Here is a 22,529-nt window from a genome sequence, read left to right on the forward strand (position 1 = left end):
AAGATATGGATCGTGCCGGGGCATGGCGTTTTTCGGCCTGTTGGCGGGCATTTTGGCGGCCATCTGGCCCTCTCTGCCTGTTCAGGCCACGACGACCGAGCGCGTGGTGACGAACCGCTACTCTGGCCTCGCGATCGAGGGATTCGATCCCGTCGCCTATTTCACCGACGCCGCCGCCACCCAGGGACGGCCGGAATTCGAGGCCGCCGACAGCGGCGCGGTCTGGCGTTTCCGCAACGAAGGCAACCGCGCCTCGTTCGTGGCGCATCCTGAAATCTATGGCCCGCAGTTCGGCGGCTACGATCCGACCGACCTGGTGCGGGGCGTGACATGCGCGGGCAATCCGCGCTTCTGGGCTGTCGTCGGGAACAGGCTTTATCTGTTCAACCGGGAACACAGCCGCGACACCTTCGCCGCCGACCCCGCGCGCTTCCTGAAGGAAGCTGCGGCGCGCTGGGGGGAGCTGGAAGAAAGCCTCGCGCAATAATCACGCCGCCGCGGACGGGTCGCCCCACGCAATGAATTCGGGCACCAGAAAGTCTTCGCGGCCGAGCCCGAAATGCAATTGGCGCCCCTTCGAATCGGTGACCTTGCCGCCGGCCGCAACGACCACCGCGTGACCGGCCGCCACGTCCCATTCGGACGTCGGCGAGAGGCGGGGATAGATATCGACCTCGCCCTCGGCGACACGGCCGAACTTGACGGCCGAGCCCAGCACGGCGCGCACCGCGCCGCCGCGTTCGTCGATGAAGGCTTCGGTGCGCGCATCGCCGTGTGAGCGGCTGACCGCGACGGTCCAGGGCGCGCCGCGTGGCGGGCAGGGACGGCTCTTGATCGGCACCGCCTGCGAAACCGCGCCGCCCTGCAATGTCAATCGCTCGGCGCCCTTGCCGACGATGCCGCGCCAGATCAGCCCCAGCGCGGGCGCACCGACGATGCCGAGCAGCGGCACGCCTTGCGTGACCAGCGCCACGTTGACGGTGAACTCGTTGCGGCCGGCGACGAACTCCTTGGTGCCGTCGAGTGGATCGATCAGGAAGAAACTGTCCTTGTAGGGCGGCGTCGCCAGTTGGACGCGCTCCTCCGACAGCAGCGACACATGTGGCGTCAGCCGCGTCAGCCCTTCGACGATGATGTGGTCGGCGGCGAGATCGGCCTCCGTGACCGGCGATCCGTCACTTTTGCCTGTCACGTTCATGGCGGATCGGTTGACCGCAAGAATCGCCTCGCCGGCCTGGATCACCAGTTCGGTCAGCGATTCGAGCAGCGTGGCGGCGGCCTCGCAGCCGATCAGGGACGGCTGTGCCTTATTCATGGGCGGGTCTCATATCCTGTTTGTGTTCCCTGAGATCGCAATGCGATGCAAGGCATCGCATCGCGATCTCATCCCCTTGTTTGAGCATGATCTTTTCGGAAAACCGGTTTCCACTTTTCCGGATCATGCTTTATCAGTCCCGCCGCAAGCTGGCAGCATCCGTCTGCGCGGTGTATCAAGCCCACTGGCATGCGTGATTCGCACTCCTCCCGCGGCGTGCGGCTTTCCAGGAAACAATTGATGTCTGGCACTTCGTCTCCCGGTCCCGCTCCCGATGCACTCGAACTCGCGGCGCTGCTGTGCTCGCGGGTCTGTCACGATCTCATCAGTCCGGTCGGCGCGATCGTCAATGGGCTTGAGGTGCTTGACGACAATCCCAAGCCCGAAGACCGCGACTTCGCGCTCGATCTGATCCGCAAGAGCGCCAAGACCGCTTCGGCGCGGCTGCAGTTCTGCCGGCTGGCGTTCGGAGCCGCGGGTTCCTCCGGCGCGCAGATCGACCTCGGCGATGCCCAGAACATGGCGAAGGGGCATATCGAGGACGGCAAGGTGACGCTGACCTGGAACTTGCCGCGGCTGCTGCTGCCCAAGAACCGGGTCAAGCTGCTGTTGAACATGCTGGTCATCGCGCAGCAGACCATCCCGCGCGGCGGCACGCTCGCCATCGATCCGGTCGGCGAGGGTGAGACGATGAGCTTCCGCATCCTGGCCGCGGGCCTCAATGCGCGGGTGCCGCAGAACATCGTCGACCTGCTCAATGCAAGCTCGTCGAACACGGTCGATGCGCATGCCGTGCAGCCGCATTACACGCGCCTGCTGGCTGAGGCCTGCGGGTTGAAAGTGACGCTCACGCTCGACGGCGACAAGGTCATCATCTTGGCGTCCTGACCGCGGCCGCCGGAACATCATTAAGCAAAGGTTACGAACGGCCGCGCGATTCGATCGTGCGGCCTTATCTCTTTGTTGATCCCGTTCTTTTCCAATTACTCAACCAAACTTAAACGCTTTGCGGAGAAGCTGACCTAAGTTCCGGCCGGCGCGTTGATGTCGCGCGCCGCAGCGTTTTCGGCGTTTTTCGAAGGTTGGTTTCATGGACGATCTGTTGCGCGAGTTCCTGACGGAGAGCAGCGAGAGCCTGGATACGGTCGACAACCAGCTGGTGCAGTTCGAGCAGGATCCGAACAACGCGAAGATCCTGGATAATATTTTCCGGCTTGTGCACACGATCAAGGGGACCTGCGGCTTCCTCGGGCTGCCGCGGCTGGAAGCGCTGGCGCATGCCGGCGAGACCCTGATGGGCAAATTCCGCGACGGCATGCCGGTGAAGGCGGAAGCCGTGACGCTGATCCTGTCCTCGATCGACCGCATCAAGGAGATCCTTGGCGGGCTCGAGGCGACCGAGGCCGAGCCCGAAGGCAACGACCGCGACCTGATCGATCAGCTGGAAGCGATGGTCGAGCACGGCATGGCCGCCATGGCTGCCGGTGAGGCTGCTGCTGAAGACATGCCTGTCGTTGAATCTCCATCCGTGCAGGCAGCGATGAGCGAAGGCACGCTGGTGGTGCAGACGCTGGAGCGTCCGCTGCGCCCGGGCGAGGTCTCGCTCGACGAGCTCGAGCGCGCCTTCCGCGAGACCGACATTGAAGTCGCAGCGCCTGCGCCCGCGCCGGTCGCGAAGCCCGCAGCCGAGCCGGCCGAGGCTGCAAAGAAGCCGGCCCGCAAGGCCGCCGCCGAGGATGCTGTCCAGGAGGGCGACAAGATCGCCAACCAGTCGATCCGGGTCAACGTCGACACCCTCGAACACCTCATGACCATGGTCTCCGAGCTGGTGCTGACCCGCAACCAGCTTTTGGAGATCTCACGCCGCAACGAGGACACCGAGTTCAAGGTGCCGCTGCAGCGGCTCTCCAACGTCACCGCCGAGCTGCAGGAAGGCGTCATGAAGACGCGCATGCAGCCGATCGGCAATGCCTGGCAGAAGCTGCCGCGCATCGTCCGAGATCTCTCCGGCGAACTCGGCAAGCAGATCGAGCTCGAGATGCACGGCGCCGACACCGAGCTCGACCGCCAGGTGCTCGACCTGATCAAGGATCCGTTGACGCACATGGTGCGCAACTCCGCCGATCATGGCCTGGAGACCACCGCCGAGCGGGTCGCTAGCGGCAAGCCCGAGCAGGGCACCATTCGCCTGTCCGCCTATCACGAGGGCGGCCACATCATCATCTGCATCGCCGACAATGGCCGCGGGCTCAACACCGAGCGGATCAAGGCCAAGGCGCTCCAGAACGGTCTCGTCACCGAGGCTGAACTGGAGAAGATGACCGAGGCCCAGATCCACAAGTTCATCTTCGCGCCGGGCTTCTCGACCGCCGCGCAAGTGACCTCGGTGTCCGGCCGCGGCGTCGGCATGGACGTGGTGCGCACCAATATCGACCAGATCGGCGGCACCATCGACATCAAGAGCGTGGCCGGCGAGGGCGCCTCGGTCACCATCAAGATCCCGCTGACCTTGGCGATCGTCTCCGCCTTGATCGTGGAAGCCGGCGGCGACCGCTTTGCAATTCCCCAATTGTCCGTGGTCGAGCTGGTGCGCGCGCGCGCCAACTCCGAGCACCGCATCGAGCGGATCAAGGACACCGCGGTGCTGCGGCTGCGCAACAAGCTGCTGCCGCTGATCCATCTGAAGAAGCTGCTCAAGATCGACGATGGCGCGACCACCAGCGATGCCGAGAACGGCTTCATCGTGGTCACTCAAGTGGGCAGCCAGACCTTCGGTATCGTGGTCGACGGCGTGTTCCACACCGAGGAGATCGTGGTCAAGCCGATGTCCACGAAACTGCGGCACATCGACATGTTCTCCGGCAACACCATTCTGGGCGATGGCGCCGTGATCATGATCATCGACCCCAACGGGATCGCCAAGGCGCTCGGCGCGTCCGGCTCCTCGGCCCATGACATGGCCGACGACAATGCCGCGGCGCATGCCTCGAGCGGCGAGCAGCTCACCTCGCTGCTGGTGTTCCGCGCCGGCTCGAGCCAGCCCAAGGCGGTGCCGCTCGGCCTCGTCACGCGGCTGGAGGAGATCGCAACCGACAAGATCGAGCTCTCGAACGGCCGCTACATGGTGCAGTACCGCGAGCAGCTGATGCCGCTGGTGCAGATGATAGGCGTCGAGGTGCAGACGCAAGGCGCGCAGCCGATCCTGGTGTTCGCCGACGACGGCCGCTCGATGGGGCTCGTGGTCGACGAGATCATCGACATCGTCGAGGAGCGACTCAACATCGAGGTCGCGGGCTCCCAGGACGGCATTTTGGGTTCGGCCGTGATCAAGGGCCAGGCCACCGAGGTGATCGACGTCGGCCACTTCCTGCCGATGGCGTTTGCCGACTGGTTCTCGCGCAAGGAGATGCGCCCGTCGGCTTCGGCGCAGTCGGTGCTGCTGGTCGATGACTCAGCGTTCTTCCGCAACATGCTGGCGCCGGTGCTGAAGGCCGCCGGCTACAAGGTGCGGACCGCGGGAGGCGCGCAGGAAGGGCTCGCGGCGCTGCGCTCGGGGCAGGCCTTCGACGTCGTGCTGACCGACATCGAGATGCCCGAGATGAACGGCTTTGAGTTCGCCGAGAACATCCGGAGCGACCACAACCTCATCGGGCTGCCGATCATCGCGCTGTCGGCGATGGTGTCGCCGGCGGCGATCGAGCGCGGCCGGCAGGCCGGCTTCCACGACTATGTCGCCAAGTTCGACCGTCCCGGGCTGATCGCGGCGCTGAAAGAGCAGACCGCCGAACTGCGCCGCGCCGCTTAGAGGAAACGAGAGTGATGACCAGCAAGACCGAGACCAGTGAAGGCGCGATGGCCGAATACGTCACCGCCGTGATCGGCGGCCAGCTGTTCGGCCTACCGATCTCGCGGGTGCAGGACGTGTTCATGCCGGAGCGGCTGACGCGGGTACCGCTGGCCTCCAGCGAGATCGCCGGCGTGCTCAATCTGCGCGGCCGCATCGTCACCGTGATCGACATGCGCGCCCGGCTTGGCCTGCCGAAGGCCGACGACGGCACGCCGCCGATGGCGGTCGGCGTCGACCAGCGCGGCGAATCCTATGGCCTCTTGATCGACCAGATCGGCGAGGTGCTGCGGTTGCCCAACGACGGCCGCGAGGACAACCCGGTCAACCTCGACCCCCGCATGGCCAGGCTCGCCGGCGGTGTTCACCGCCTCGACGGACAGCTCATGGTCGTCCTCGATATCGATCGCGTGCTCGAACTGGTGCCTGATGCCAAAGCGGCCTGAGACGGGCCGACAGAATCGAAGAACTGAAACATCCCACCGGGGATGAGGAAGTAGAGGTCGCAGATGAGAACGTGTCTTGTTGTCGATGACTCAAGCGTCATTCGCAAGGTTGCCCGCCGTATCCTGGAAGGGCTCGATTTCCAGATCGTCGAGGCCGAGGACGGCGCCAAGGCGCTCGAGGCCTGCAAGCGCGCGATGCCCGAGGCCGTGCTGCTCGACTGGAACATGCCGGTGATGGACGGCTACGAGTTCCTCGGCAATCTCCGCCGCATGCCCGGCGGCGATCAGCCCAAGGTCGTGTTCTGCACCACCGAAAATGACGTCGCGCATATCGCACGCGCGCTGCATGCCGGTGCCAACGAATACATCATGAAGCCGTTCGACCGGGACATCGTCACTGCGAAGTTCCAGGAAGTCGGCTTGATTTAACTCTACGTTCGATCCGGCGGCAGAAGCCTTCGGCTCAACGGTTGTTGTGCGTCGTGTTGCGTCGCTGGTGAAGTCATGAGTGTTGCGTTGACAAGTACTGCGGTCCCGACATCGACCCGTTCCGACAAGGTGCGGGTGATGGTCGTTGACGATTCCGTGGTCATCCGAGGGATGATCTCGCGCTGGATCGGCGCCGAGCCCGACATGGAGGTCGTGGCCTCGCTGCGCACCGGCCTCGATGCCGTCAACCAGCTCGAGCGCTTCAACCCCGACATTGCGGTGCTCGATATCGAGATGCCCGACCTCGACGGCATCTCGGCGCTGCCGCAGCTGCTGGCGAAGAAGCGCGACCTCGTCATCATCATGGCCTCGACGCTGACCCGCCGCAACGCGGAGATCAGCCTGAAGGCGCTCTCGCTCGGCGCGTCCGACTACATTCCGAAGCCGGAGAGCACGCGCGAGGCGACCGCTGCGGAAACCTTTCGTCACGACCTGATCCAGAAGATCCGTCATCTCGGCGCCAAGGCGCGGCGCAGCCCGGTCCATACGACGGCGAGCCCGCCGCTCGCGCCGGGGCACGACAAGCCGCGCACGGGGCTGGCCCCCGCCGCAGCACCCGCGCAGGTCGTGCGCCGCTCGTTCGGCCTGCTGCAGCCGAAGGTGCTGCTGATCGGCTCCTCCACCGGCGGCCCGCAGGCGCTGATGTCGCTGGTCGCAGAGATCGGCCCTGTGATCGATCGCGTCCCGGTGCTGATCACCCAGCACATGCCACCGACCTTCACCACCATTCTCGCCGAGCATCTGGCGCGCACCAGCAAGCGGCCGGCGCATGAGGGGGTCGACGGCGAGAGCATCAGGCCGGGTCAGATCTATCTGGCGCCGGGCGGACGCCACATGCGGATCGCCCGCCACGGCATCGATGCCACGATCGCGCTCGACGACGGGCCGCCGGTCAATTTCTGCAAGCCTGCGGTCGATCCGATGTTCACCTCCGCGATCGATGTCTGGCAGGGCAGCATCATGTCGGTGATCCTGACCGGCATGGGCTCCGACGGCATGCGCGGCGGCAAGGACATCGTCGCCGCCGGCGGCAGCGTGATCGCCCAGGATGAAGCGAGCAGCGTGGTGTGGGGCATGCCTGGTGCGGCGGTCAATGCCGGCATCTGCGCGGCCGTGCTGCCGCTCAATCAGATCGCACCGAAGCTTGTTCGCGTGTTTGCGGGAGACCGTTCGTGACGCCGCTGGACTACGAGTATCTGCGTAAGCTGCTGAAGGAACGTTCCGGCCTCGATCTGTCGGCCGACAAGCAATATCTCGTCGAGAGCCGCCTGCTGCCCTTGGCGCGCCGGTCGAATCTTGCCGGCATTCCCGAGCTCGTCCAGAAAATGAAGGCCGGCGCCGAGGTGCTGACGTCGGAGGTGGTCGAGGCGATGACCACCAACGAGACCTTCTTCTTTCGCGACAAGATCCCGTTCGATCATCTCAAGGAAGCGGTGCTGCCGGCGCTGGCGCAGGCCCGTGCCGCGCGGCGCAGCTTGCGCGTCTGGTGCGCGGCCTCGTCGACCGGGCAGGAGCCCTATTCGATCGCGATGCTGCTGAAGGAAATGACCGCGCTGTTCGCCGGCTGGCGCATCGAGATCATCGCCACCGACCTGTCGCAGGCGGTGCTGGAAAAGTCGAAGGCCGGCCTGTTCAGCCAGTTCGAGGTGCAGCGCGGCCTGCCGATCCAGCTGCTGGTCAAGCACTTCGTGCAGAAGGGCGAGCTCTGGCAGCTCAACGCCGATATCCGCGGCATGGTGCAGCATCGCCAGCTCAATCTGCTGCAGGACATTTCGCATCTCGGCACCTTCGACGTGATCTTCTGCCGCAACGTGCTGATCTATTTCGATCAGCAGACCAAGGCAGGCATCTTCGGCAAGATCTCCCGGATGCTCGAGACCGACGGCGTGCTGGCGCTTGGCGCGGCTGAATCCGTGGTCGGCATCACCAATTTGTTCAGGCCCTATCCGGACCGTCGCGGGCTCTATCAGCCCAGCACCGCGCCAGTCGCGCGCGCCGGCGCCGCGCATGTGCTGAAGGCGGTCGCGTCGGCTGCGCGTTGAGCTGGATCTTCCGAATTGGCAGCGCGATACTGCCAATACCGTCATCCTGAGGAGCGCGTAGCGCGTCTCGAAGGATGAACGGCCACCGGCCGGGCCGTCGATCCTTCGAGACGCCGCTGCGCGGCTCCTCAGGATGACGGGACAAAGATTCTCGACGTCCTCACAAAATCGCGTGCGGCAGGAAGCGCGAGGTGTTGCCGGTGATCTGTTCAGGCCCTACCCCGACCGGCGCGGGCTATCAGCCCAGCACCGCTCCAGTCGCGCGCGCCGGCGCCGCGCATGTGCTGAAGGCGGTCGCGTCCGCGGCGCGGTGAGCTGGATCTTCCGAATTGGCAGCGCGATACTGCCAATACCGTCATCCTGAGGAGCGCGTAGCGCGTCTCGAAGGATGAACGGCCACCGGCCGGGCCGTCGATCCTTCGAGACGCCGCTGCGCGGCTCCTCAGGATGACGGTGCAAGGGCTATGATCGTCTCATCGAGTCTGAGCTACAAAATCGCGTGCGGCAGGAAGCGCGATGCGTTGCCGGTTATCGGGTTCTCGTCCTCGCGGATCGAGAGCCCGCAGGGCGTGTGGTCGACCAGCCAGCTTCCGAGCACGGGGTACTGCCCGGAGAAATTCGGCAGCGGCGCGAGGGCCTGCCGGATGAAGCCCTCGGCGCCGTAGGGACCTTCTTCCGCGACCAGCGTGATGCCGGCGCTGACCAGCTCGACATTGGCGCCTTCGCGCGAATAGATCGGCTTGCGCACGAACGAGGTGCCGAGCTGCGCGGCCTGCGGGTCGTCCTCGAAATAGGCCGGCAGCAAATTGGGGTGGTTCGGGAACAGCTCCCACAACAGCGGCAGGATGCCCTTGTTGGACAGGATCGCCTTCCAGGGCGGCTCGATCCATTGCGTCGGCGCCGAGCTGAGGTTCTTGCCGAACGCATCGTGGAACATCCATTCCCATGGATAGAGCTTGAAGGCGAGCGCGATCGGGCTTTCGTCGAGGTCGACGAACTGGCCGTCACTGCGCAGTCCGATCTGTTCGATGTCGAGCAGCGTGGTCTTCAGCCCGGCCTGCGCCGCGGTGTCCTCGAGATAGGCGAGCGTGCCGGCATCCTCGGCATTGCCGGTCAGCCCGGTGAGATGCAGCGGCTGGGTCGCGCCGATCGTCTTCCAGGCCTCGATCAGCGCCTCGTGGATCGAGTTGAACTGGTCGGCGCGCTTCGGGATGATGTTGCGTTCGATCGCCTGTTCGAGCCAGGTCCATTGAAACACCGCGGCCTCGAAGATCGAGGTCGGTGTGTCGGCATTGTATTCGAGCAGCTTGGCCGGGCCGCCGCCGCTGAATTTGAGGTCGAGCCGGCCGTAGAGGCTCGGGTCCTCGCGCCGCCAGCTCGCCGCGATCAGGTCCCAGAACGCTTCCGGTATCTTCAGCCGGCGCAGATATTGTTCATCCTTGACCGCGCGTCCGGCGAGCTCGAGGCACATCGCGTCGATCTCGCCGGTCGGCGCCTCGATATCGCGCTCGATCTCGTCGAGCGTGAAGGCGTAATAGGCGCGCTCGTCCCAGTAACGTTCGCCGTCGATGGTGTGGAAGGTGAAGCCGGCGCTTTCGGCAGTTGCCTGCCAATCGTCGCGCTCGGAACATGCGATGCGTTGCATGAAGGGATCCGTGATCTTCAGACGATGCGCGTCAGCTCGCTGTCAGCCGCCGCCATGTGGGGGACCGTTGTCGTAGCGGGCGATGGTGCGTGGCGCGCCGCCGAAGCCGCCGGAAGGTGATATCTGCTCGGGCTTCCGCTTGGCCTTGTGCCCCGCGTGGTGATGACTGCGGGCATGGCCTGGCGTCAGGCCCATCGAGGCTGCGCCGATCGCGACGCTTCCCATCAGTTTCAGCCAGACCCGTCGCGAGCGTTTCATGGACGCGATCCTTGCCTTCTGCGGAGCCGCGCCGAGTGTCCGTCAGCTCCGATCGCCGGGCAAGCGAAAGCGCATGACGACACGGCAAAGTGCTTGTCAGCCACCGCCGAAGCCGAACGCATGCGCGAACGAGCCGAAGCCGCCGCGGCTGACCGACGAGCTTGACGATGAACTCGACGAGGATGAAGAGCCGCCTGATGAGGAGCTGCCGCTGTAGAAGCTGCTGTGCGATGAGCCGCCGCCGCCCGACCCGGACGACGAACTGCGCGGCGCGCAGTCGGCGCCGGGTTGCAGGCCGGCCGGCGTGGTCACGCCCGGTGGCGGCTGGATGGGCTGGCAATTCTGCCGCGGCATCAGCGCGTAGGCGCCGCCGCCGACCGCGAGCGTGCCCATCATCAGCAGCGCGACATGATTGGAGCGCTTGGAAGGCGGCTCCGGCCGCGTCGCCACCGCCGGCACGCTTGGCCGCCGTTTGCCGAATTCCGGATTTGGTTTGCGCGCCATGGTTTGGTTCAGTGGCTCAGTAGATCATGCAGGCCGCGTTCAGCGCGCCTGCGGCCAGCGAGGACAGTCCGAGCCAGATCGCCGCCGCCATTTCGCCGGAGGCGATCCGCGCCGACAGGTTCGGCACCGGGATCTTCACGATGTAATAGACGATGATCTGCACGATCAGCGCGATGATGCTCCAGATCAGGCAGTCCACCACATTGGCGGAATGGGCGATGGCGCTGACCACCGGCAGCACGAAGCCGAGCAGGCTGAGACCGAGGGCAATCGCTGCCGCCGGATCGTTGTCGCGGATCAGCTGGAATTCGTCATGCGGGGTGACGCGGGTGTAGACGAAGAGGTAGGCGACCACGGCGATCAGCGCCGTGCAGAAATAGACCAGGAACGCCGGCAGGCCGGCGAGGGATTGCAGGATCATGTGATGCGCCCGAACAGCCCTAGATGGTCATCCTATAGCTGATTGGTCGCGGTTCGCGAAGCTTCGGTTCGATCTGGCCTGTGGGCTCCGGTGGCCGCGGACGGCCGCCGGAAAATTGCTGCGCGAGGATGTGAGCCGCTTCACAGCGGCCCTCGCGATGGTCGTCTATACGATATGCAACCAGAAGTGCATGTCGAGAAATGGGCTCGGTGATCCCGATGACGACCAGTTTTGGCAACGACATCCTGCCGATGTTTCGACCGGGCGACATCGCCTGCATGACGGCTAAGGGCGTTCGGCTCGGCGACGCCGGGTGGATCTGCGATCCGGCCGGCAATGATGACTTTGCCGATCACGCCAACGCACGCCGCGTCTTCGCTGCGCTGTCGTCCGGCTTCATGCCGCCCGGTCACCGATGGTCGCAGGACGCGCTCGATGTCTATGCGAGCTGGATAGGGGACGGATTCCAACCTTGAACCCCAACCTTGAATCCAATGTGGAGAGCAAGATGAGAAGGTCGATCGATACGCTGCTCGTCTGTGGTCTGCTTGTGCTTCCCGCCCTTCCGGCCGCGGCGCAATCCTCGCCGAATCCCGCGATGACCGCGCCCGATCAGGTCGCCTGGCAGCTCTTCATCCAGGCCAACGGCCGCGCCGGCGGCAGCAATTCGACGTTCGAGACCTGGGCAAGCGATACCGATCTGTTCCAGCCCAATCCGCAGTTCCCGGCGGCTCCGACGCCGCCGTCGCTGCGTCCGCCGATCCTGCCGCAGGTGGCGCGCGAAGGCGTGCAGCAGAGCGGCGGGTTGCTGCCGGCGCTGCCGCCGGGCGCCGCGCAGGGGCAGATGGAGGAGACGCGTCACAACAAGCCGACGTTCGACTTCATCGTCCAGAACAACCTCTACAAGCTGTCGGGCGTGAAGGCCGCATTCGGCAAGGCGCTGTCGTTTCCGGTCGATTCCATCGAGGTGAAGGGAAATTGGCTGCCGGTCAGCGACATTCCGCAATTCACCAACAACAAGGTGACGGTGGCGCAGGTGCCGCAGCTCTATCACGTCAACAGCGCCGCCGGCGTGCAATACGCCCTGGTCTCGATGCATGTGATCAGCAAGCAGGTGCCGAACTGGACCTGGGCGACATTCGAGCACCGCTTCAATCCGAACCGCTGCGACATCATCGGCTGTCGTGACAATTTCGGCGCGCAGACCGCGTTCGTGCCGTCGAACCGGACCGCCGGCCAGGGCTATCCGGATTGCGTGAAGACGGCCGCGCTGACGGCGTTGCTGTCGAGCGCGGATATCGATCCGGTCTACAACAACTACTGCCTGAAGGGGTCGCAGGTGGATTTCGTGGACAATGTCGGGCTCGACATCAGGGTCGGCAATTCCGTCACCGAGGACGGCTTCGTCGCGACGTCGTCCTGCATCACCTGCCACGGCCGCGCGGCCTTCAAGGCGGACGGCACGCCGGCGTCGCAGGCGGGATTCCTGTCGTTCGGTCCGAATGGCCCGGTTGCTCCGCTCGGGCCGCTGCTGCCCGAATGGTACTGGAAATTCTCGGGCCAGCCGCCGATCTTCGAAGGCAAGCCGGCTCTCACGCGCATCGCGACCGCGGCCGACTTCGTGTGGTCGATCCCGTTCTGCGCCTACGACGATACGCAGAATCCGGCGCAGCCGAGCCCATGTGCCGGAAAGTGAGACCGCACTGATGGCAGGCAGCCGCGAGCGCAGGGTTCCGCTTGCCGGCAGCAACCGCGCCGCGCCGGTCGATGCGACGCTGGTTGGCGATGTCGATCCCGACGAGCGGATCCCCATCGTGGTCTATGTGAAGCGGCGCACCCCCGACCAGTTTCCGCCGGGCAGCGCCGGTGATCTGGCCCGGCTCGCTGGGCCGATCACGCGGCACCAGCTCGCGACCCAGCGCCACCGCAGCCATGCGCGCGCCATCGCCCGTGTGGTGCGGCTGGCGGCAGAGCGGGGCTTGACCGTCGGCCGCAGCGATCCCGTCGCGCGCACGGTCGAGCTGGAAGGCACCGCGCGGCAGATGGCCGAGATCTTCGGCGCGACGCTTCGCACCTACCGCGACGGCGAGCGCACGTTTCGCGCCCGCGTCGGCGGCCTGACGGTGCCGGCCGAGATCGCGCCATGGACCCGCGCCATTCTCGGCTTCGATCAGCGGCCGCTGCGGACCAGGACGCCGCTTGTGCAGGCCCAGGCGGACACTGGCAGCGGCAGCGGGCTGTGGCCGACCGACATCGCGGCCCTCTACGGCATTCCGCTGGATCGCGACGTGTCGTCGATCTGTGTCGGCATCATCGCTCTCGGCGGTGGCTATCTCGCGAGCGATCTCGCCAGGGCGGTGGCCGGCATGAACCGGCCGCCGCCGGTGGTCGTGAATGTGCCGCCGACCGGCAATGATGGCAGCTTCGGCAGCAACGATGTCGCCGACCAGGAGATCGCGCTCGACCTCCAGGTGCTCGCCGGCCTGCTGCCGCAGGGCAAGATCGTGGTCTACTTTGCCGAGAACTCCGCCGCCGGTCTGACGGACGCGATCCATCAGGCGGTGTTCGATGAAGTGCATGCGCCTCAGGTGGTCTCCGTCAGCTGGGGCAGTGCCGAGAAATACTGGACCGAGCCGGGGCGAGACGCGATGCAGGCGGTGCTGGCCGATGCCGCCCGGCTGCGCGTCAGCGTGCTGTTCGCCTCTGGCGATCAGCTCGCGACGAGCGGCCTGACCGACGGCAAGCTCCATGTCTGGTTTCCCGCCTCGAGCCCCTATGCGACGAGTTGCGGGGGCACGCAGCCCGTGCTTGCCGCGGGCAATGGGTCGGCTGCAGCGGAGGCGGTCTGGAATGCCGGTGCGGTCGGCACCGGCGGCGGCATCAGCGACGCGTTTCCCGTCCCCGACTATCAGTCGCATTTGACGCTGCCGAAATCGCAGAACGACGGTGCTATCAGGCGCGGCGTTCCGGACGTCGCCTGCGCGGCCGCGGCAAGCCCGGGCTATCGGATCATCGTCAACGGACAGGCGATGGCGATGAGCGGGACCAGCGCCGCGACGCCGCTATGGGCTGCCCTGGTCGCAATAGCCGTCGCCGCGCGCGGCGAGCAGATCGGCTTTCTCAACGCCGCGCTTTATTCCAATCCCGGCGCATTCCGTGCGGTCGTGCAGGGCAACAACCGCGTCGGCGGCAAGGGCTACGATGCCGGCCCCGGCTGGAGCGCCTGCACCGGGCTCGGCGTTCCGAAAGGCGCGGATCTGCTCGCCGCCCTGACCGCGATCCCGGTGGCGTAACTTCCCAAACAAAAACCCCGCCATTCGCGGCGGGGTTCAGGAGGTTTGCTCAAGAAGGCGAAGCGTCAGGCGGGAATGCGCTCGTCGGCCTCGTGCGGCTCGCGCAGCACATAGCCGCGGCCCCACACGGTCTCGATGAAGTTGCGGCCCTCGGAGGCGTTGGCGAGCTTCTTGCGGAGCTTGCAGATGAAGACGTCGATGATCTTCAGCTCCGGCTCATCCATGCCGCCGTAGAGATGGTTGAGGAACATTTCCTTGGTGAGCGTGGTGCCCTTGCGGAGCGAGAGCAGCTCCAGCATCTGGTATTCCTTGCCGGTGAGGTGCACGCGCTGACCGCCGACCTCGACCGTCTTGGTGTCCAGATTGACCACGAGATCGCCGGTCTGGATGACCGACTGGGCGTGACCCTTGGAGCGGCGCACGATCGCGTGGATGCGGGCGACCAGCTCGTCCTTGTGGAAGGGTTTGGTCATGTAGTCGTCGGCGCCGACGCCGAGACCCTTGACCTTGTCCTCGATGCCGGCGAGGCCGGAGAGGATCAGAATGGGGGTTTTGATCTTCGAAACCCGGAGCTGCTTGAGCACGTCGTAGCCGGACATGTCGGGCAGGTTGAGGTCGAGCAGGATGATGTCGTAGTCGTAAAGCTTGCCGAGATCGACGCCTTCTTCACCGAGATCCGTCGTGTAGACGTTGAAACTCTCGGATTTGAGCATCAATTCGATCGACTGCGCGACGGCGCTATCATCTTCAATCAGCAAAACGCGCATGCCAGTCCCCTATAGTCGCCGCTCCGGGCGTCAGGTCGGCCGCACTTGCGGCACTCACAAAACGCCTTTGAACAACTGATTCGGATCCTGACGAGATATGGTTAACAAAAACTGATTCCTCGACGCAAGCTCTAACCGTGCAATTTTTGTCGAATCGCCCTAAGATATTGCGTAGAAGAAGCTTTTCCTAACCGCGCTCGTTCAGTTTCCACATTAAGAGCCGGGCCTAACCGACTCTCGCGACTCGCCCTTCTTCTGATGGGCGAGCGACCTCAGTCACCAAAGACAGTGACGCAATGATTAATGATGCGGGTAAACACGAAGTTAAGCGGCCGGCGCAAAATTGCGGAAACTTAAGGTTTTCGCAATGAAGGCGCTCGCGGAGCAGATCGGGGACATCGACGGCGTCAATATTTATGGCCGTGTGGTCGGCGTCCGCGGGCTCATGGTCGAGATCGCCGGCCCGATTCACGCGATGTCGGTCGGCGCCCGCATCGTGATCGACGTCGGCGCCGGCCGCTTCATCCCGGCCGAGGTGATCGGCTTCTCCGGCGAGAACGCGGTGGTGATGCCGTTCGGCGGGCTCGATGGCGTCAGGCGCGGTTGCCGCGCCGTGATCGCCAACGCGGCGAGCCAGGTGCGGCCGTCGCCGGCCTGGCTCGGCCGCGTCGTCAATGCGATGGGCGAACCGATCGACGGCAAGGGTCCGCTGCAACAGGGCGCCTCGCCGATGTCCTACCGCAACTCGCCGCCGCCGGCACATTCGCGCAGGCGGGTCGGTCCGCCGCTCGACCTCGGCGTGCGCGGTCTTAATACTTTCCTGACCTGCTGCCGCGGCCAGCGGCTGGGCATCTTCGCGGGCTCCGGCGTCGGCAAGTCGGTGCTGCTGTCGATGCTGGCGCGCAATGTCGATGCCGCGATCTCGGTGATCGGGCTGATCGGCGAACGCGGCCGCGAGGTGCAGGAATTCCTCCAGGAGGATCTCGGCGAGGAGGGGCTGGCGCGCTCGGTCGTGGTGGTCGCCACATCGGACGAGCCGGCGCTGATGCGGCGCCAGGCGGCGTATCTGACCCTCGCCATCGCGGAGTATTTCCGCGACGAGGACCGGGACGTGCTGTGCCTGATGGACTCGGTGACGCGCTTTGCGATGGCGCAGCGCGAGATCGGCCTTTCGGCGGGCGAGCCGCCGACCGCCAAGGGCTACACGCCGACCGTGTTCACCGAATTGCCGAAGCTGTTGGAGCGGGCAGGGCCGGGCACCGGCGTCGGCACCATCACCGCGATCTTCACCGTGCTGGTCGACGGCGACGATCACAATGAGCCGATCGCGGACGCGGTGCGCGGCATCCTCGACGGCCATATCGTGATGCAGCGGGCGATCGCCGAGCGCGGCCGCTATCCCGCGGTCAACATCCTCAAGTCGGTCTCGCGCACCATGCCGCGGTCCGCCGACCCCGACTTCCTGCCCTTCATCAACAAGGCGCGGCAGGTGATGGCGACCTATGCCGACATGGAGGAACTGATCCGGCTCGGCGCCTACCGGCCGGGTTCCAGCCCCGAGGTCGACGAGGCGATCCGGCTGCACGAACCCTTGGAAAGCTTCCTGCGCCAGGCCAAGGACGAGGCGACCAGCCTGGGCGACGGCTACCGGCAACTCGCTCAAATCCTGTCGGGTTTGGAAACGGAACGCTAACTTTGTCAGGCCATCATCCCCGGCACACCATAGCTATGCCGGTGGGGCCCAGGGGGGAGCCGGTTCTGTCCCGCGTTCATAATTGGGACTTCTGGGGAGTATGAGTCGATGAAGTCACGTGAAACGCTGATCCGCCTGAAGAAGTTTCAGGTCGATGAAAAGCGCCGTCGGGTTACCCAGATCGAAGGCATGATCGCCGACTTCCAGCGCATGTCCGTCGAGCTCGAGCGCGAGATCCAGACCGAGCAGGAGCGCGCCGGGATCAATGATCCCTCGCACTTCGCCTATCCGACCTACGCCAAGGCCGCGATCCAGCGCCGCGAGAACCTGACCCGTTCGGCCGACGAGCTGCGTGCCCAGCTCGACGACGCCAAGGCGCTGCTGTCGGAAGCCTTCGAGGAGCTGAAGAAGGTCGAGTTGCTCGACGAGCGCGACCAGGCGCGCGAACGCGCGGAGGAGAGCGCCCGCGAGCAAGCCGACATGGATTCGATCGGCCTGATGCGGGCCCGTCTCGGCGTCATCGCCTGATATCTCGCTCCCTCCGCTGACCATCTTGAGAGCCCGGGCCGATCGCCCGGGCTTTTTGCTGGGTGCTGTCCACAAGCCGGCCTCTTGTCGGCCACTGTCCGTAGCGGGTGAAGATGTCGTGTTTTTGTAGCTCGTGATCTGTCGCCTTCGTTTCAGATTTGCAGGGGAGCCGGAAGGCGGGGACGGCTTTCCCTGATTGATCATGCCATGGCTGTTGCGGCGGTTTTAGCCCTCCGGGTCGGTTTCTTTGTTCGACTTGAAGCCCGTTTCTCCGCCCCGACCCGCGCTGTCTCGACGGCGGCGCGCGCAGGAGCGGTCAAGGACGCGCGCTTGCGCGCCCGCAAGGGCTTGTCCTTGACGGCTCCGAGCACGCTGCCAGGCTGAGGCGCGTCGGGGCTGATCTGGTGTCCGTTGGCGCTGAACATCGCCAACCGATGCGGTCCGAGGAACACGCTGACGGTGCCATCGGGATACTCATGTAGGCGCACCACAGCCTTGACGAAGTGAGGCCTGAGCCGGCTCTGCGGCAGCTGCAGCCGCCGACCGTTCCATGCAACGGTATTATCGTTGGCGACGGTTCGCTCCTCGATCACGCACAGCGCCTCGCGCCAGGCCTCATGGCGGTCGGCCACGAATGCCGTGCCGTCCTGTTCGGGCTTGATCGCAAACGCGGCGTTGTGCCCGGCGATGTAATGCGTCTTCAGCCACGTGTTGGCGGCTTCGAGCGTCGTGATCCCGGCAAGCCGCAGCTCCTTCGGCAGCCGATCCTGCAACGTGCCGAACACCCGCTCGGAGCGCCCGCGCGCCTGCGGCGAATAGGCTGCGATATGCTCGATCCCAAGATGCGACAAAGCCCGTCCCACCTGGGTTTGTTGCGTCTTGGAGACCTTCTCGCCAGCTTTTGGGGTCAGGAAATAATGGCTGCCGCGGTCGGTGTAGAGCGCGCAGAACAGGCCGTGCTCGCCAATCACTTCGCGCAAGGCCTGGAAGGTCGAGGCCGTTCCTTCTTCCTCGACCAGCACCATCGAGTAGATCTCGCTGGTCGCATCGTCCATCGTGACGATCAGGTCCTTCGCGGGCAGACCTTCGATCCAGACGTGGCGCGATCCGTCCTGGTGCAGCAGCATGCCCCGAAGCGGCCGGCGTGGGCGCTTCTTGCGGTGCGCCGAACGCTTCGGCGCCTTCCGCACCAACCCCGCCGCGTGCAAGGCCAGCTTGGTCACCGTATAGCCCAGCATATAGTCATGCCGCTTTTGCAGCTGCTCGTGGAAATGCTTCACCGTGAAGTCCGCGTACTTGTCCCGGAACAGCCCCAGCATCCGCTCCAGTTCTTCCTCCGGCGCCCGCCTCGGCGAGCGCTGACCCATCCGCCGGTCGACAAGCCCGTCATCGCCCTCCGCCTCAAAGCGTTCTGCCCAACGTTGAAAGGTCCGCACGCTGATCCCCAGAACCTCTGACGCCGCCTCCTGCGTCAGCTCCTTGGCCTCCGTCCGCTCCAACAAACTTGAAAACCGCATCCGTCGTACACCCTCGTGAATGGATGCCGTGCCCATCGTGCCCCCTTTGTTCCGGGGCACCGAAAACACGACACTTCACGAGCTACAAACAGGCGACAGATCACGAGCTACTGACACCTCTTGTCGGCCACTTGGCGGATGGTGCTGTCCCAAAATATGCTACCACCGGTCCAGACCAGATGATGATCGGCGGCGCGGTGGCAATGGGGGCGACGTGGGATGCAGGCTTGGAGGGCGCTGAATGCTGACGCCGGCTGAGCTCGTCTGGCTGATCGCCGCCGTCGCGAAGGGGGATCAGGCCGCCTTTGAGCGGCTGTACGCCGCAACCCGCTCGAAACTCTTTGGCGTCGTACTCCGTATCTTGCGGCGTCAGGACCTCGCCGAGGAGGTCATTCAGGAGGCTTACGTCAAGATCTGGAACAGCGCAGGGCAGTTCAACCCGGCCCTGTCGTCCCCGATCACGTGGATGGCGTCGATCGCGCGCAACCGCGCCATCGATGTGGTGCGCAAGCGAGGCGAGTCCTCGCTGGAAGATGAGCCTGCGGCGATGGAAGTCGCCGCCGACTCGCCCGATCCGCTGGCGCGACGGGAAATGACGGAAGAGTTGAAGCGGTTGCTGGAGTGCGTCGGTCGTCTGGAGCCCGATCGTCAGAAGCTCGTGCTGCTCGCCTATTACAACGGCTGGAGCCGCGAGCAGCTCGCCGCAAAGTTCGAGACACCGGTGAACACGGTGAAGACCTGGCTGCGCCGCAGCCTGATGGATATCCGGGAGTGTCTTGGACTCTGATTGATGGCCTATAGCGAAGACCATATCGCGCTCGCCGCGGAATATGCGCTCGGTACGCTCGATGCCGACGAGCGCGTGCAGGTCGAGACCATGATGGCCGTCGACACCGAGTTCGCAGCGCTCGTGCACGCCTGGGAGTTCAGGCTCGGGCCGCTGAACCAGATGGTCGGCCTGGTCGAGCCGCGCCCGGTGGTCTGGGAAAACATCAAGGCGGCGATCGGCCATGCCGGCGCGCCGCAGGCGCCGCTGGTGCTGCCCGAGACGCCGGCCGCGACGGTGACGCCGCCACCTTCGCCAATAACCGACGATCCCGAATTCGGTTCGGCGTTCGATCCGGAGCCTTCGCAGGCACCCGAGATCCGGAGGCTGCCCGAGACCCGACAGCCACGGGTCATCTTCGACGAACGCAACGTGACCGCGCTTGCGAGCCGCGTGAAACGCTGGCGCGGCATCGCATCGGCCGCGACCGCGATCGCGGCCGCGCTGTTGGTCACGCTCGGCTTGCAGATTTACCGGCCGGACGCCTTGCCGAATGCGATCCGTCCGAAGCCGCGCATCCAGACCGTGGAAGTGAAGACGCCGGCGCCGGTGCTCGCGCCGTCGGCGCAGTATGTCGCGCTGTTGCAGGGACAGAATGGCGGGCCGGCCTTCATCATGACGATCGACGGCGCGACCAAGAATTTCACCGTGCGAAAGGTCGGCGCTCCGTCGGAGCCCGGCAAGAGCTTTGAGCTCTGGCTGATCTCCGACAAGCTGCCGCAGCCGCGCTCGCTCGGCGTGATCGGCGCCGATGATTTCACCGCGCGTCCGGTGCTGTCGGGTTACGATCCCGACGTGATCAACGGCGCCACCTACGCGGTGACCGTCGAGCAGGCCGGCGGTTCGCCGAATGGCCAGCCGACCTCGGCGCCGATCTTCACCGGCAAGCTGATCGAGACCGTGCCGGGCGGCTCGGGCACGCCGCGGTAGTCCCAAGCGAGGCCATCCGAAAAGTGCTTGAGGCCGCGAGCTGCGTCCCATCGATTGCGACCTCGCGGATCAATCGCGGAACAGCTCATGCATGAGCGTAATCGCCTCCGGGCCATATCCGACCGAGCCCACCGGTATCTTGCCGCCGATCGCCTCGATCACCTGCGCCGTCCAAACCGGACCGAAGCCGCCGCACAGTTCAAGCAACTGAACGCCTTCCCCAACCAGTTCCTCGGCGACCGCGAGTCCTTGCGACGGCTCGCTGACGCCGATTGCGATCATCTCGAAATGATCTGATTTCATCACCGTACGGTGTTGGGTTGGGTCGAGCCCGCCGCCGGTAACAACGAAGCCAAATTTTGTGAGAGCCACCAGAACGTCTCCTATGGGTCAGAGCTCCGCTGATCGGGCAGCGTGCCTCATCGACTCCCAGATGGCCGACCGGCTATAGTCCTGTCCAATGCGAATTGGGACCTGGTTGAGACTGAATCGGACTGATGCTTGATCTTCAAAGGCTCAGGTACTTTGTCGCTGTCGCGGAGCTGGAGAACGTCGGACGGGCGGCAAAATTGCTGCATCTGACGCAGTCGCCGCTCAGCAGGCAGATTCAGAGTCTCGAAGCTGATCTTGGCGTCATGCTGTTCCAGCGCACCAAGAAGCGGCTCAGGCTGACCACTGCGGGACGCGATCTTCTGGTTGAAGCGAAGGCGTTGCTGTCGCATGGCGCACGGGTCGAAGGTCGCGCACGTGCAATCGCGACGGGGTCGGCTGGCTCGCTCGTGATCGGCTACGTCACCGGTGCGCTGCATGCCGGCGTCCTGGCGCGGTGGTTGAGGACATATTGTCAAGGTGCGCCGGACGTCGAGATCGAGCTGAAGAACTTGCGATCGCACGATCAGCACCGGCAGCTTGTTGCCGGCGAGATCGATATTGGATTCGCGCACGCACCCCCGGGCCAGGACGAGCCGCTGCGATCGAAGCTGATCTACGGGGAAGCATTCAAGCTCGCCGTCCCCAGGGCAAGCAAGTTCGCTGCAGCGCCTTCGGCACGTGCGCTGAGCAAGGCAAAGTTCATCGCGTTGCCGGGATCGAGCGCCGGCGGCGGACGGGGCGAACTCGTCAAGGTATGTCGGTCTGCGGGCTTCGAACCGGATATCCGCTATGAAGCCGCTGATCCCTTGGCCGTACTGGAAATGGTCGGCGCCGGTCTTGGTCTGGCCATTGTGCAAACCAGTCTCGAGCGGATCAAGCCGCGAACCGTGTCATTCGCCGATCTGCCGCCCGGCTTCGACATGACGATGCCGATCCATCTGACATGCGCCGACGCATGCGCACCTGCGGCTGAGAAATTCTTCGGGCTCTCCGTTACGCCTGCTGGCTCGGCCCCATAGCGAGACGCGAACTGCCTGACTGGACGGCGATTTCAATTCGTTCTGGCCGGAAGCGCGTCGGAGGTCCGCACAAAAAAAGAAAACGCCCGTGGGGAGCGGGCGTTTTCGATAGTCAACTTGGGGGTAGTTGGGGGTCTTAAATATCCACGCAGCGACTTTGGGGGGCTGTAAAGAACACTACGTGAATTCGTGAAACTCTCCTGTTAGCGGACCAGCGAGTTGCTCGAGCTCGTGATCGCGACCGGCTTGCCGGCCTTCATGACACGTGCCGTCTGCGTGTAACCCTCGTCCGACGAATTGTGCGCGGTGATGCCGAAACCAGCGACCAGGATACCGGCGACCAAGGCCACGACCACAATCTTCAGGTGCGTCGTACGATCAGCGCTGTAGATCGAGTGGTTCATGGAAGTCTCCTGCCGCCTTCCTGCTCTCAATAAATCTGTCGGTTTGGTCTGCTGCCCGGTTCAACGTCTCGTGCCCCACCAACGTAGGATTTGACGATTCCGTTCCCTAGGGGTCATCACAAGGGCGTGATGAGACGTGATCGGGCGCGATCAAAACCGTCGCCGGCTCCCGAAATCCACATTAACTGAATGTAATATCAGTAGCTTGCCTAGAAA

The 22,529-nt window shown here is 64.8% G+C and carries 24 protein-coding genes; 15 read left to right on the forward strand and 9 right to left on the reverse strand.

Going from position 1 to position 22,529, the window contains the following annotated elements; all coding sequences use genetic code 11:
- Positions 1-22 precede the first annotated feature (22 nt).
- Positions 23-487: a YHS domain-containing (seleno)protein gene (locus ACE10Z_RS11445; protein WP_375788010.1), complete on the forward strand. Its 465-nt coding sequence runs from the start codon at positions 23-25 to the stop codon at positions 485-487.
- Here ACE10Z_RS11445 and cysQ read toward each other — a convergent pair whose 3' ends face one another.
- Positions 488-1,315 (reverse strand): 3'(2'),5'-bisphosphate nucleotidase CysQ, encoded by an 828-nt coding sequence (cysQ, locus tag ACE10Z_RS11450; protein WP_375788011.1) that lies wholly within the window; start codon positions 1,313-1,315, stop codon positions 488-490.
- 240 nt (positions 1,316-1,555) lie between these two features.
- Between cysQ and chpT the strand changes: the two genes are divergently transcribed.
- From chpT to ACE10Z_RS11480, 6 genes are all read left to right on the forward strand, one after another.
- Positions 1,556-2,203, forward strand: coding sequence for a histidine phosphotransferase ChpT (chpT, locus tag ACE10Z_RS11455; RefSeq protein ID WP_375788012.1), 648 nt, complete (start codon positions 1,556-1,558; stop codon positions 2,201-2,203).
- A gap of 202 nt (positions 2,204-2,405) precedes the next feature.
- Positions 2,406-5,120 carry a chemotaxis protein CheW gene (locus tag ACE10Z_RS11460; protein ID WP_375788013.1) on the forward strand — a complete coding sequence of 905 codons (2,715 nt, stop codon included), beginning with the start codon at positions 2,406-2,408 and terminating at the stop codon, positions 5,118-5,120.
- 14 nt (positions 5,121-5,134) lie between these two features.
- Complete coding sequence (locus ACE10Z_RS11465) at positions 5,135-5,605, forward strand: chemotaxis protein CheW (protein ID WP_375788014.1); 471 nt, start codon at positions 5,135-5,137, stop codon at positions 5,603-5,605.
- A 63-nt stretch (positions 5,606-5,668) separates the two neighbouring features.
- Entirely contained in the window at positions 5,669-6,034 is a 366-nt protein-coding gene (locus ACE10Z_RS11470) for a PleD family two-component system response regulator (protein WP_018273268.1), read from the forward strand.
- Positions 6,035-6,109: 75 nt separating this feature from the next.
- The gene (locus ACE10Z_RS11475; protein ID WP_375788015.1) at positions 6,110-7,270 is read left to right on the forward strand and encodes a chemotaxis response regulator protein-glutamate methylesterase; all 1,161 of its coding nucleotides are present in this window, start codon (positions 6,110-6,112) and stop codon (positions 7,268-7,270) included.
- Positions 7,267-8,136 (forward strand): CheR family methyltransferase, encoded by an 870-nt coding sequence (locus tag ACE10Z_RS11480; RefSeq protein WP_375788016.1) that lies wholly within the window; start codon positions 7,267-7,269, stop codon positions 8,134-8,136. Before ACE10Z_RS11475 ends, ACE10Z_RS11480 begins: the two co-directional genes overlap by 4 nt.
- Before the next feature lie 487 nt (positions 8,137-8,623).
- On the opposite strand, the gene ACE10Z_RS11485 is transcribed toward ACE10Z_RS11480, so the two are convergent.
- The 4 genes from ACE10Z_RS11485 to ACE10Z_RS11500 form a co-directional block, all read right to left on the reverse strand.
- A complete protein-coding gene (locus tag ACE10Z_RS11485; RefSeq protein ID WP_375788017.1) occupies positions 8,624-9,781 on the reverse strand; it encodes a glutathionylspermidine synthase family protein in 1,158 nt (385 codons plus the stop codon).
- 42 nt (positions 9,782-9,823) lie between these two features.
- Positions 9,824-10,039 (reverse strand): hypothetical protein, encoded by a 216-nt coding sequence (locus ACE10Z_RS11490; protein ID WP_375788018.1) that lies wholly within the window; start codon positions 10,037-10,039, stop codon positions 9,824-9,826.
- Positions 10,040-10,135: 96 nt separating this feature from the next.
- Positions 10,136-10,543: a hypothetical protein gene (locus tag ACE10Z_RS11495; RefSeq protein WP_375788019.1), complete on the reverse strand. Its 408-nt coding sequence runs from the start codon at positions 10,541-10,543 to the stop codon at positions 10,136-10,138.
- Positions 10,544-10,559: 16 nt separating this feature from the next.
- Positions 10,560-10,964, reverse strand: coding sequence for a DUF350 domain-containing protein (locus ACE10Z_RS11500; RefSeq protein ID WP_024583958.1), 405 nt, complete (start codon positions 10,962-10,964; stop codon positions 10,560-10,562).
- A 218-nt stretch (positions 10,965-11,182) separates the two neighbouring features.
- Between ACE10Z_RS11500 and ACE10Z_RS11505 the strand changes: the two genes are divergently transcribed.
- From ACE10Z_RS11505 to ACE10Z_RS11515, 3 genes are read left to right on the forward strand one after another with little or no spacing between them, the layout of a single operon-like run.
- Positions 11,183-11,440, forward strand: coding sequence for a hypothetical protein (locus tag ACE10Z_RS11505; protein ID WP_375788020.1), 258 nt, complete (start codon positions 11,183-11,185; stop codon positions 11,438-11,440).
- Between the two features lie 32 nt (positions 11,441-11,472).
- A complete protein-coding gene (locus tag ACE10Z_RS11510; protein WP_375788021.1) occupies positions 11,473-12,660 on the forward strand; it encodes a hypothetical protein in 1,188 nt (395 codons plus the stop codon).
- A gap of 10 nt (positions 12,661-12,670) precedes the next feature.
- Entirely contained in the window at positions 12,671-14,257 is a 1,587-nt protein-coding gene (locus ACE10Z_RS11515; protein ID WP_375788022.1) for a protease pro-enzyme activation domain-containing protein, read from the forward strand.
- Positions 14,258-14,322: 65 nt separating this feature from the next.
- On the opposite strand, the gene ctrA is transcribed toward ACE10Z_RS11515, so the two are convergent.
- Positions 14,323-15,024 carry a response regulator transcription factor CtrA gene (ctrA, locus tag ACE10Z_RS11520; protein WP_016848562.1) on the reverse strand — a complete coding sequence of 234 codons (702 nt, stop codon included), beginning with the start codon at positions 15,022-15,024 and terminating at the stop codon, positions 14,323-14,325.
- A gap of 367 nt (positions 15,025-15,391) precedes the next feature.
- On the opposite strand from ctrA, the gene fliI reads away from it, so the two are divergent.
- A complete protein-coding gene (fliI, locus tag ACE10Z_RS11525; RefSeq protein WP_375788023.1) occupies positions 15,392-16,717 on the forward strand; it encodes a flagellar protein export ATPase FliI in 1,326 nt (441 codons plus the stop codon).
- Between the two features lie 108 nt (positions 16,718-16,825).
- Positions 16,826-17,245 (forward strand): flagellar export protein FliJ, encoded by a 420-nt coding sequence (gene fliJ / locus ACE10Z_RS11530; RefSeq protein ID WP_021081901.1) that lies wholly within the window; start codon positions 16,826-16,828, stop codon positions 17,243-17,245.
- Between the two features lie 200 nt (positions 17,246-17,445).
- Here fliJ and ACE10Z_RS11535 read toward each other — a convergent pair whose 3' ends face one another.
- Positions 17,446-18,762 carry an ISNCY family transposase gene (locus ACE10Z_RS11535; RefSeq protein WP_375783413.1) on the reverse strand — a complete coding sequence of 439 codons (1,317 nt, stop codon included), beginning with the start codon at positions 18,760-18,762 and terminating at the stop codon, positions 17,446-17,448.
- A gap of 241 nt (positions 18,763-19,003) precedes the next feature.
- Between ACE10Z_RS11535 and ACE10Z_RS11540 the strand changes: the two genes are divergently transcribed.
- A complete protein-coding gene (locus ACE10Z_RS11540; protein WP_097676823.1) occupies positions 19,004-19,549 on the forward strand; it encodes a sigma-70 family RNA polymerase sigma factor in 546 nt (181 codons plus the stop codon).
- A 3-nt stretch (positions 19,550-19,552) separates the two neighbouring features.
- Positions 19,553-20,518, forward strand: coding sequence for an anti-sigma factor domain-containing protein (locus ACE10Z_RS11545; RefSeq protein ID WP_375788024.1), 966 nt, complete (start codon positions 19,553-19,555; stop codon positions 20,516-20,518).
- 69 nt (positions 20,519-20,587) lie between these two features.
- Here ACE10Z_RS11545 and ACE10Z_RS11550 read toward each other — a convergent pair whose 3' ends face one another.
- Positions 20,588-20,890 carry a DUF6506 family protein gene (locus tag ACE10Z_RS11550; RefSeq protein ID WP_375788025.1) on the reverse strand — a complete coding sequence of 101 codons (303 nt, stop codon included), beginning with the start codon at positions 20,888-20,890 and terminating at the stop codon, positions 20,588-20,590.
- 125 nt (positions 20,891-21,015) lie between these two features.
- Between ACE10Z_RS11550 and ACE10Z_RS11555 the strand changes: the two genes are divergently transcribed.
- On the forward strand, positions 21,016-21,909 hold the full coding sequence (locus ACE10Z_RS11555) for a LysR substrate-binding domain-containing protein (protein WP_375788026.1): 894 nt from the start codon (positions 21,016-21,018) through the stop codon (positions 21,907-21,909).
- Between the two features lie 203 nt (positions 21,910-22,112).
- Here the strand turns inward: ACE10Z_RS11555 and ACE10Z_RS11560 are convergent, their stop codons facing one another.
- Entirely contained in the window at positions 22,113-22,313 is a 201-nt protein-coding gene (locus ACE10Z_RS11560) for a hypothetical protein (RefSeq protein ID WP_375788027.1), read from the reverse strand.
- Positions 22,314-22,529: the final 216 nt, after the last annotated feature.

Origin of the sequence: Bradyrhizobium sp. Pha-3 (genome assembly GCF_042258615.1) — a bacterium.
GTDB lineage: Bacteria > Pseudomonadota > Alphaproteobacteria > Rhizobiales > Xanthobacteraceae > Bradyrhizobium.

Bases quoted from the DNA above. Each gene is read 5' to 3' on its own strand.
- ACE10Z_RS11445 (WP_375788010.1), top strand. From the start codon at position 23: ATGGCGTTTTTCGGCCTGTTGGCGGGCATTTTGGCGGCCATCTGGCCC.
- cysQ (WP_375788011.1), bottom strand. From the start codon at position 1,315: ATGAATAAGGCACAGCCGTCCCTGATCGGCTGCGAGGCCGCCGCCACG.
- chpT (WP_375788012.1), top strand. From the start codon at position 1,556: ATGTCTGGCACTTCGTCTCCCGGTCCCGCTCCCGATGCACTCGAACTC.
- ACE10Z_RS11460 (WP_375788013.1), top strand. From the start codon at position 2,406: ATGGACGATCTGTTGCGCGAGTTCCTGACGGAGAGCAGCGAGAGCCTG.
- ACE10Z_RS11465 (WP_375788014.1), top strand. From the start codon at position 5,135: ATGACCAGCAAGACCGAGACCAGTGAAGGCGCGATGGCCGAATACGTC.
- ACE10Z_RS11470 (WP_018273268.1), top strand. From the start codon at position 5,669: ATGAGAACGTGTCTTGTTGTCGATGACTCAAGCGTCATTCGCAAGGTT.
- ACE10Z_RS11475 (WP_375788015.1), top strand. From the start codon at position 6,110: ATGAGTGTTGCGTTGACAAGTACTGCGGTCCCGACATCGACCCGTTCC.
- ACE10Z_RS11485 (WP_375788017.1), bottom strand. From the start codon at position 9,781: ATGCAACGCATCGCATGTTCCGAGCGCGACGATTGGCAGGCAACTGCC.
- ACE10Z_RS11490 (WP_375788018.1), bottom strand. From the start codon at position 10,039: ATGAAACGCTCGCGACGGGTCTGGCTGAAACTGATGGGAAGCGTCGCG.
- ACE10Z_RS11495 (WP_375788019.1), bottom strand. From the start codon at position 10,543: ATGGCGCGCAAACCAAATCCGGAATTCGGCAAACGGCGGCCAAGCGTG.
- ACE10Z_RS11500 (WP_024583958.1), bottom strand. From the start codon at position 10,964: ATGATCCTGCAATCCCTCGCCGGCCTGCCGGCGTTCCTGGTCTATTTC.
- ACE10Z_RS11505 (WP_375788020.1), top strand. From the start codon at position 11,183: ATGACGACCAGTTTTGGCAACGACATCCTGCCGATGTTTCGACCGGGC.
- ACE10Z_RS11510 (WP_375788021.1), top strand. From the start codon at position 11,473: ATGAGAAGGTCGATCGATACGCTGCTCGTCTGTGGTCTGCTTGTGCTT.
- ACE10Z_RS11515 (WP_375788022.1), top strand. From the start codon at position 12,671: ATGGCAGGCAGCCGCGAGCGCAGGGTTCCGCTTGCCGGCAGCAACCGC.
- ctrA (WP_016848562.1), bottom strand. From the start codon at position 15,024: ATGCGCGTTTTGCTGATTGAAGATGATAGCGCCGTCGCGCAGTCGATC.
- fliI (WP_375788023.1), top strand. From the start codon at position 15,392: ATGAAGGCGCTCGCGGAGCAGATCGGGGACATCGACGGCGTCAATATT.
- fliJ (WP_021081901.1), top strand. From the start codon at position 16,826: ATGAAGTCACGTGAAACGCTGATCCGCCTGAAGAAGTTTCAGGTCGAT.
- ACE10Z_RS11535 (WP_375783413.1), bottom strand. From the start codon at position 18,762: ATGCGGTTTTCAAGTTTGTTGGAGCGGACGGAGGCCAAGGAGCTGACG.
- ACE10Z_RS11540 (WP_097676823.1), top strand. From the start codon at position 19,004: ATGCTGACGCCGGCTGAGCTCGTCTGGCTGATCGCCGCCGTCGCGAAG.
- ACE10Z_RS11545 (WP_375788024.1), top strand. From the start codon at position 19,553: ATGGCCTATAGCGAAGACCATATCGCGCTCGCCGCGGAATATGCGCTC.
- ACE10Z_RS11555 (WP_375788026.1), top strand. From the start codon at position 21,016: ATGCTTGATCTTCAAAGGCTCAGGTACTTTGTCGCTGTCGCGGAGCTG.
- ACE10Z_RS11560 (WP_375788027.1), bottom strand. From the start codon at position 22,313: ATGAACCACTCGATCTACAGCGCTGATCGTACGACGCACCTGAAGATT.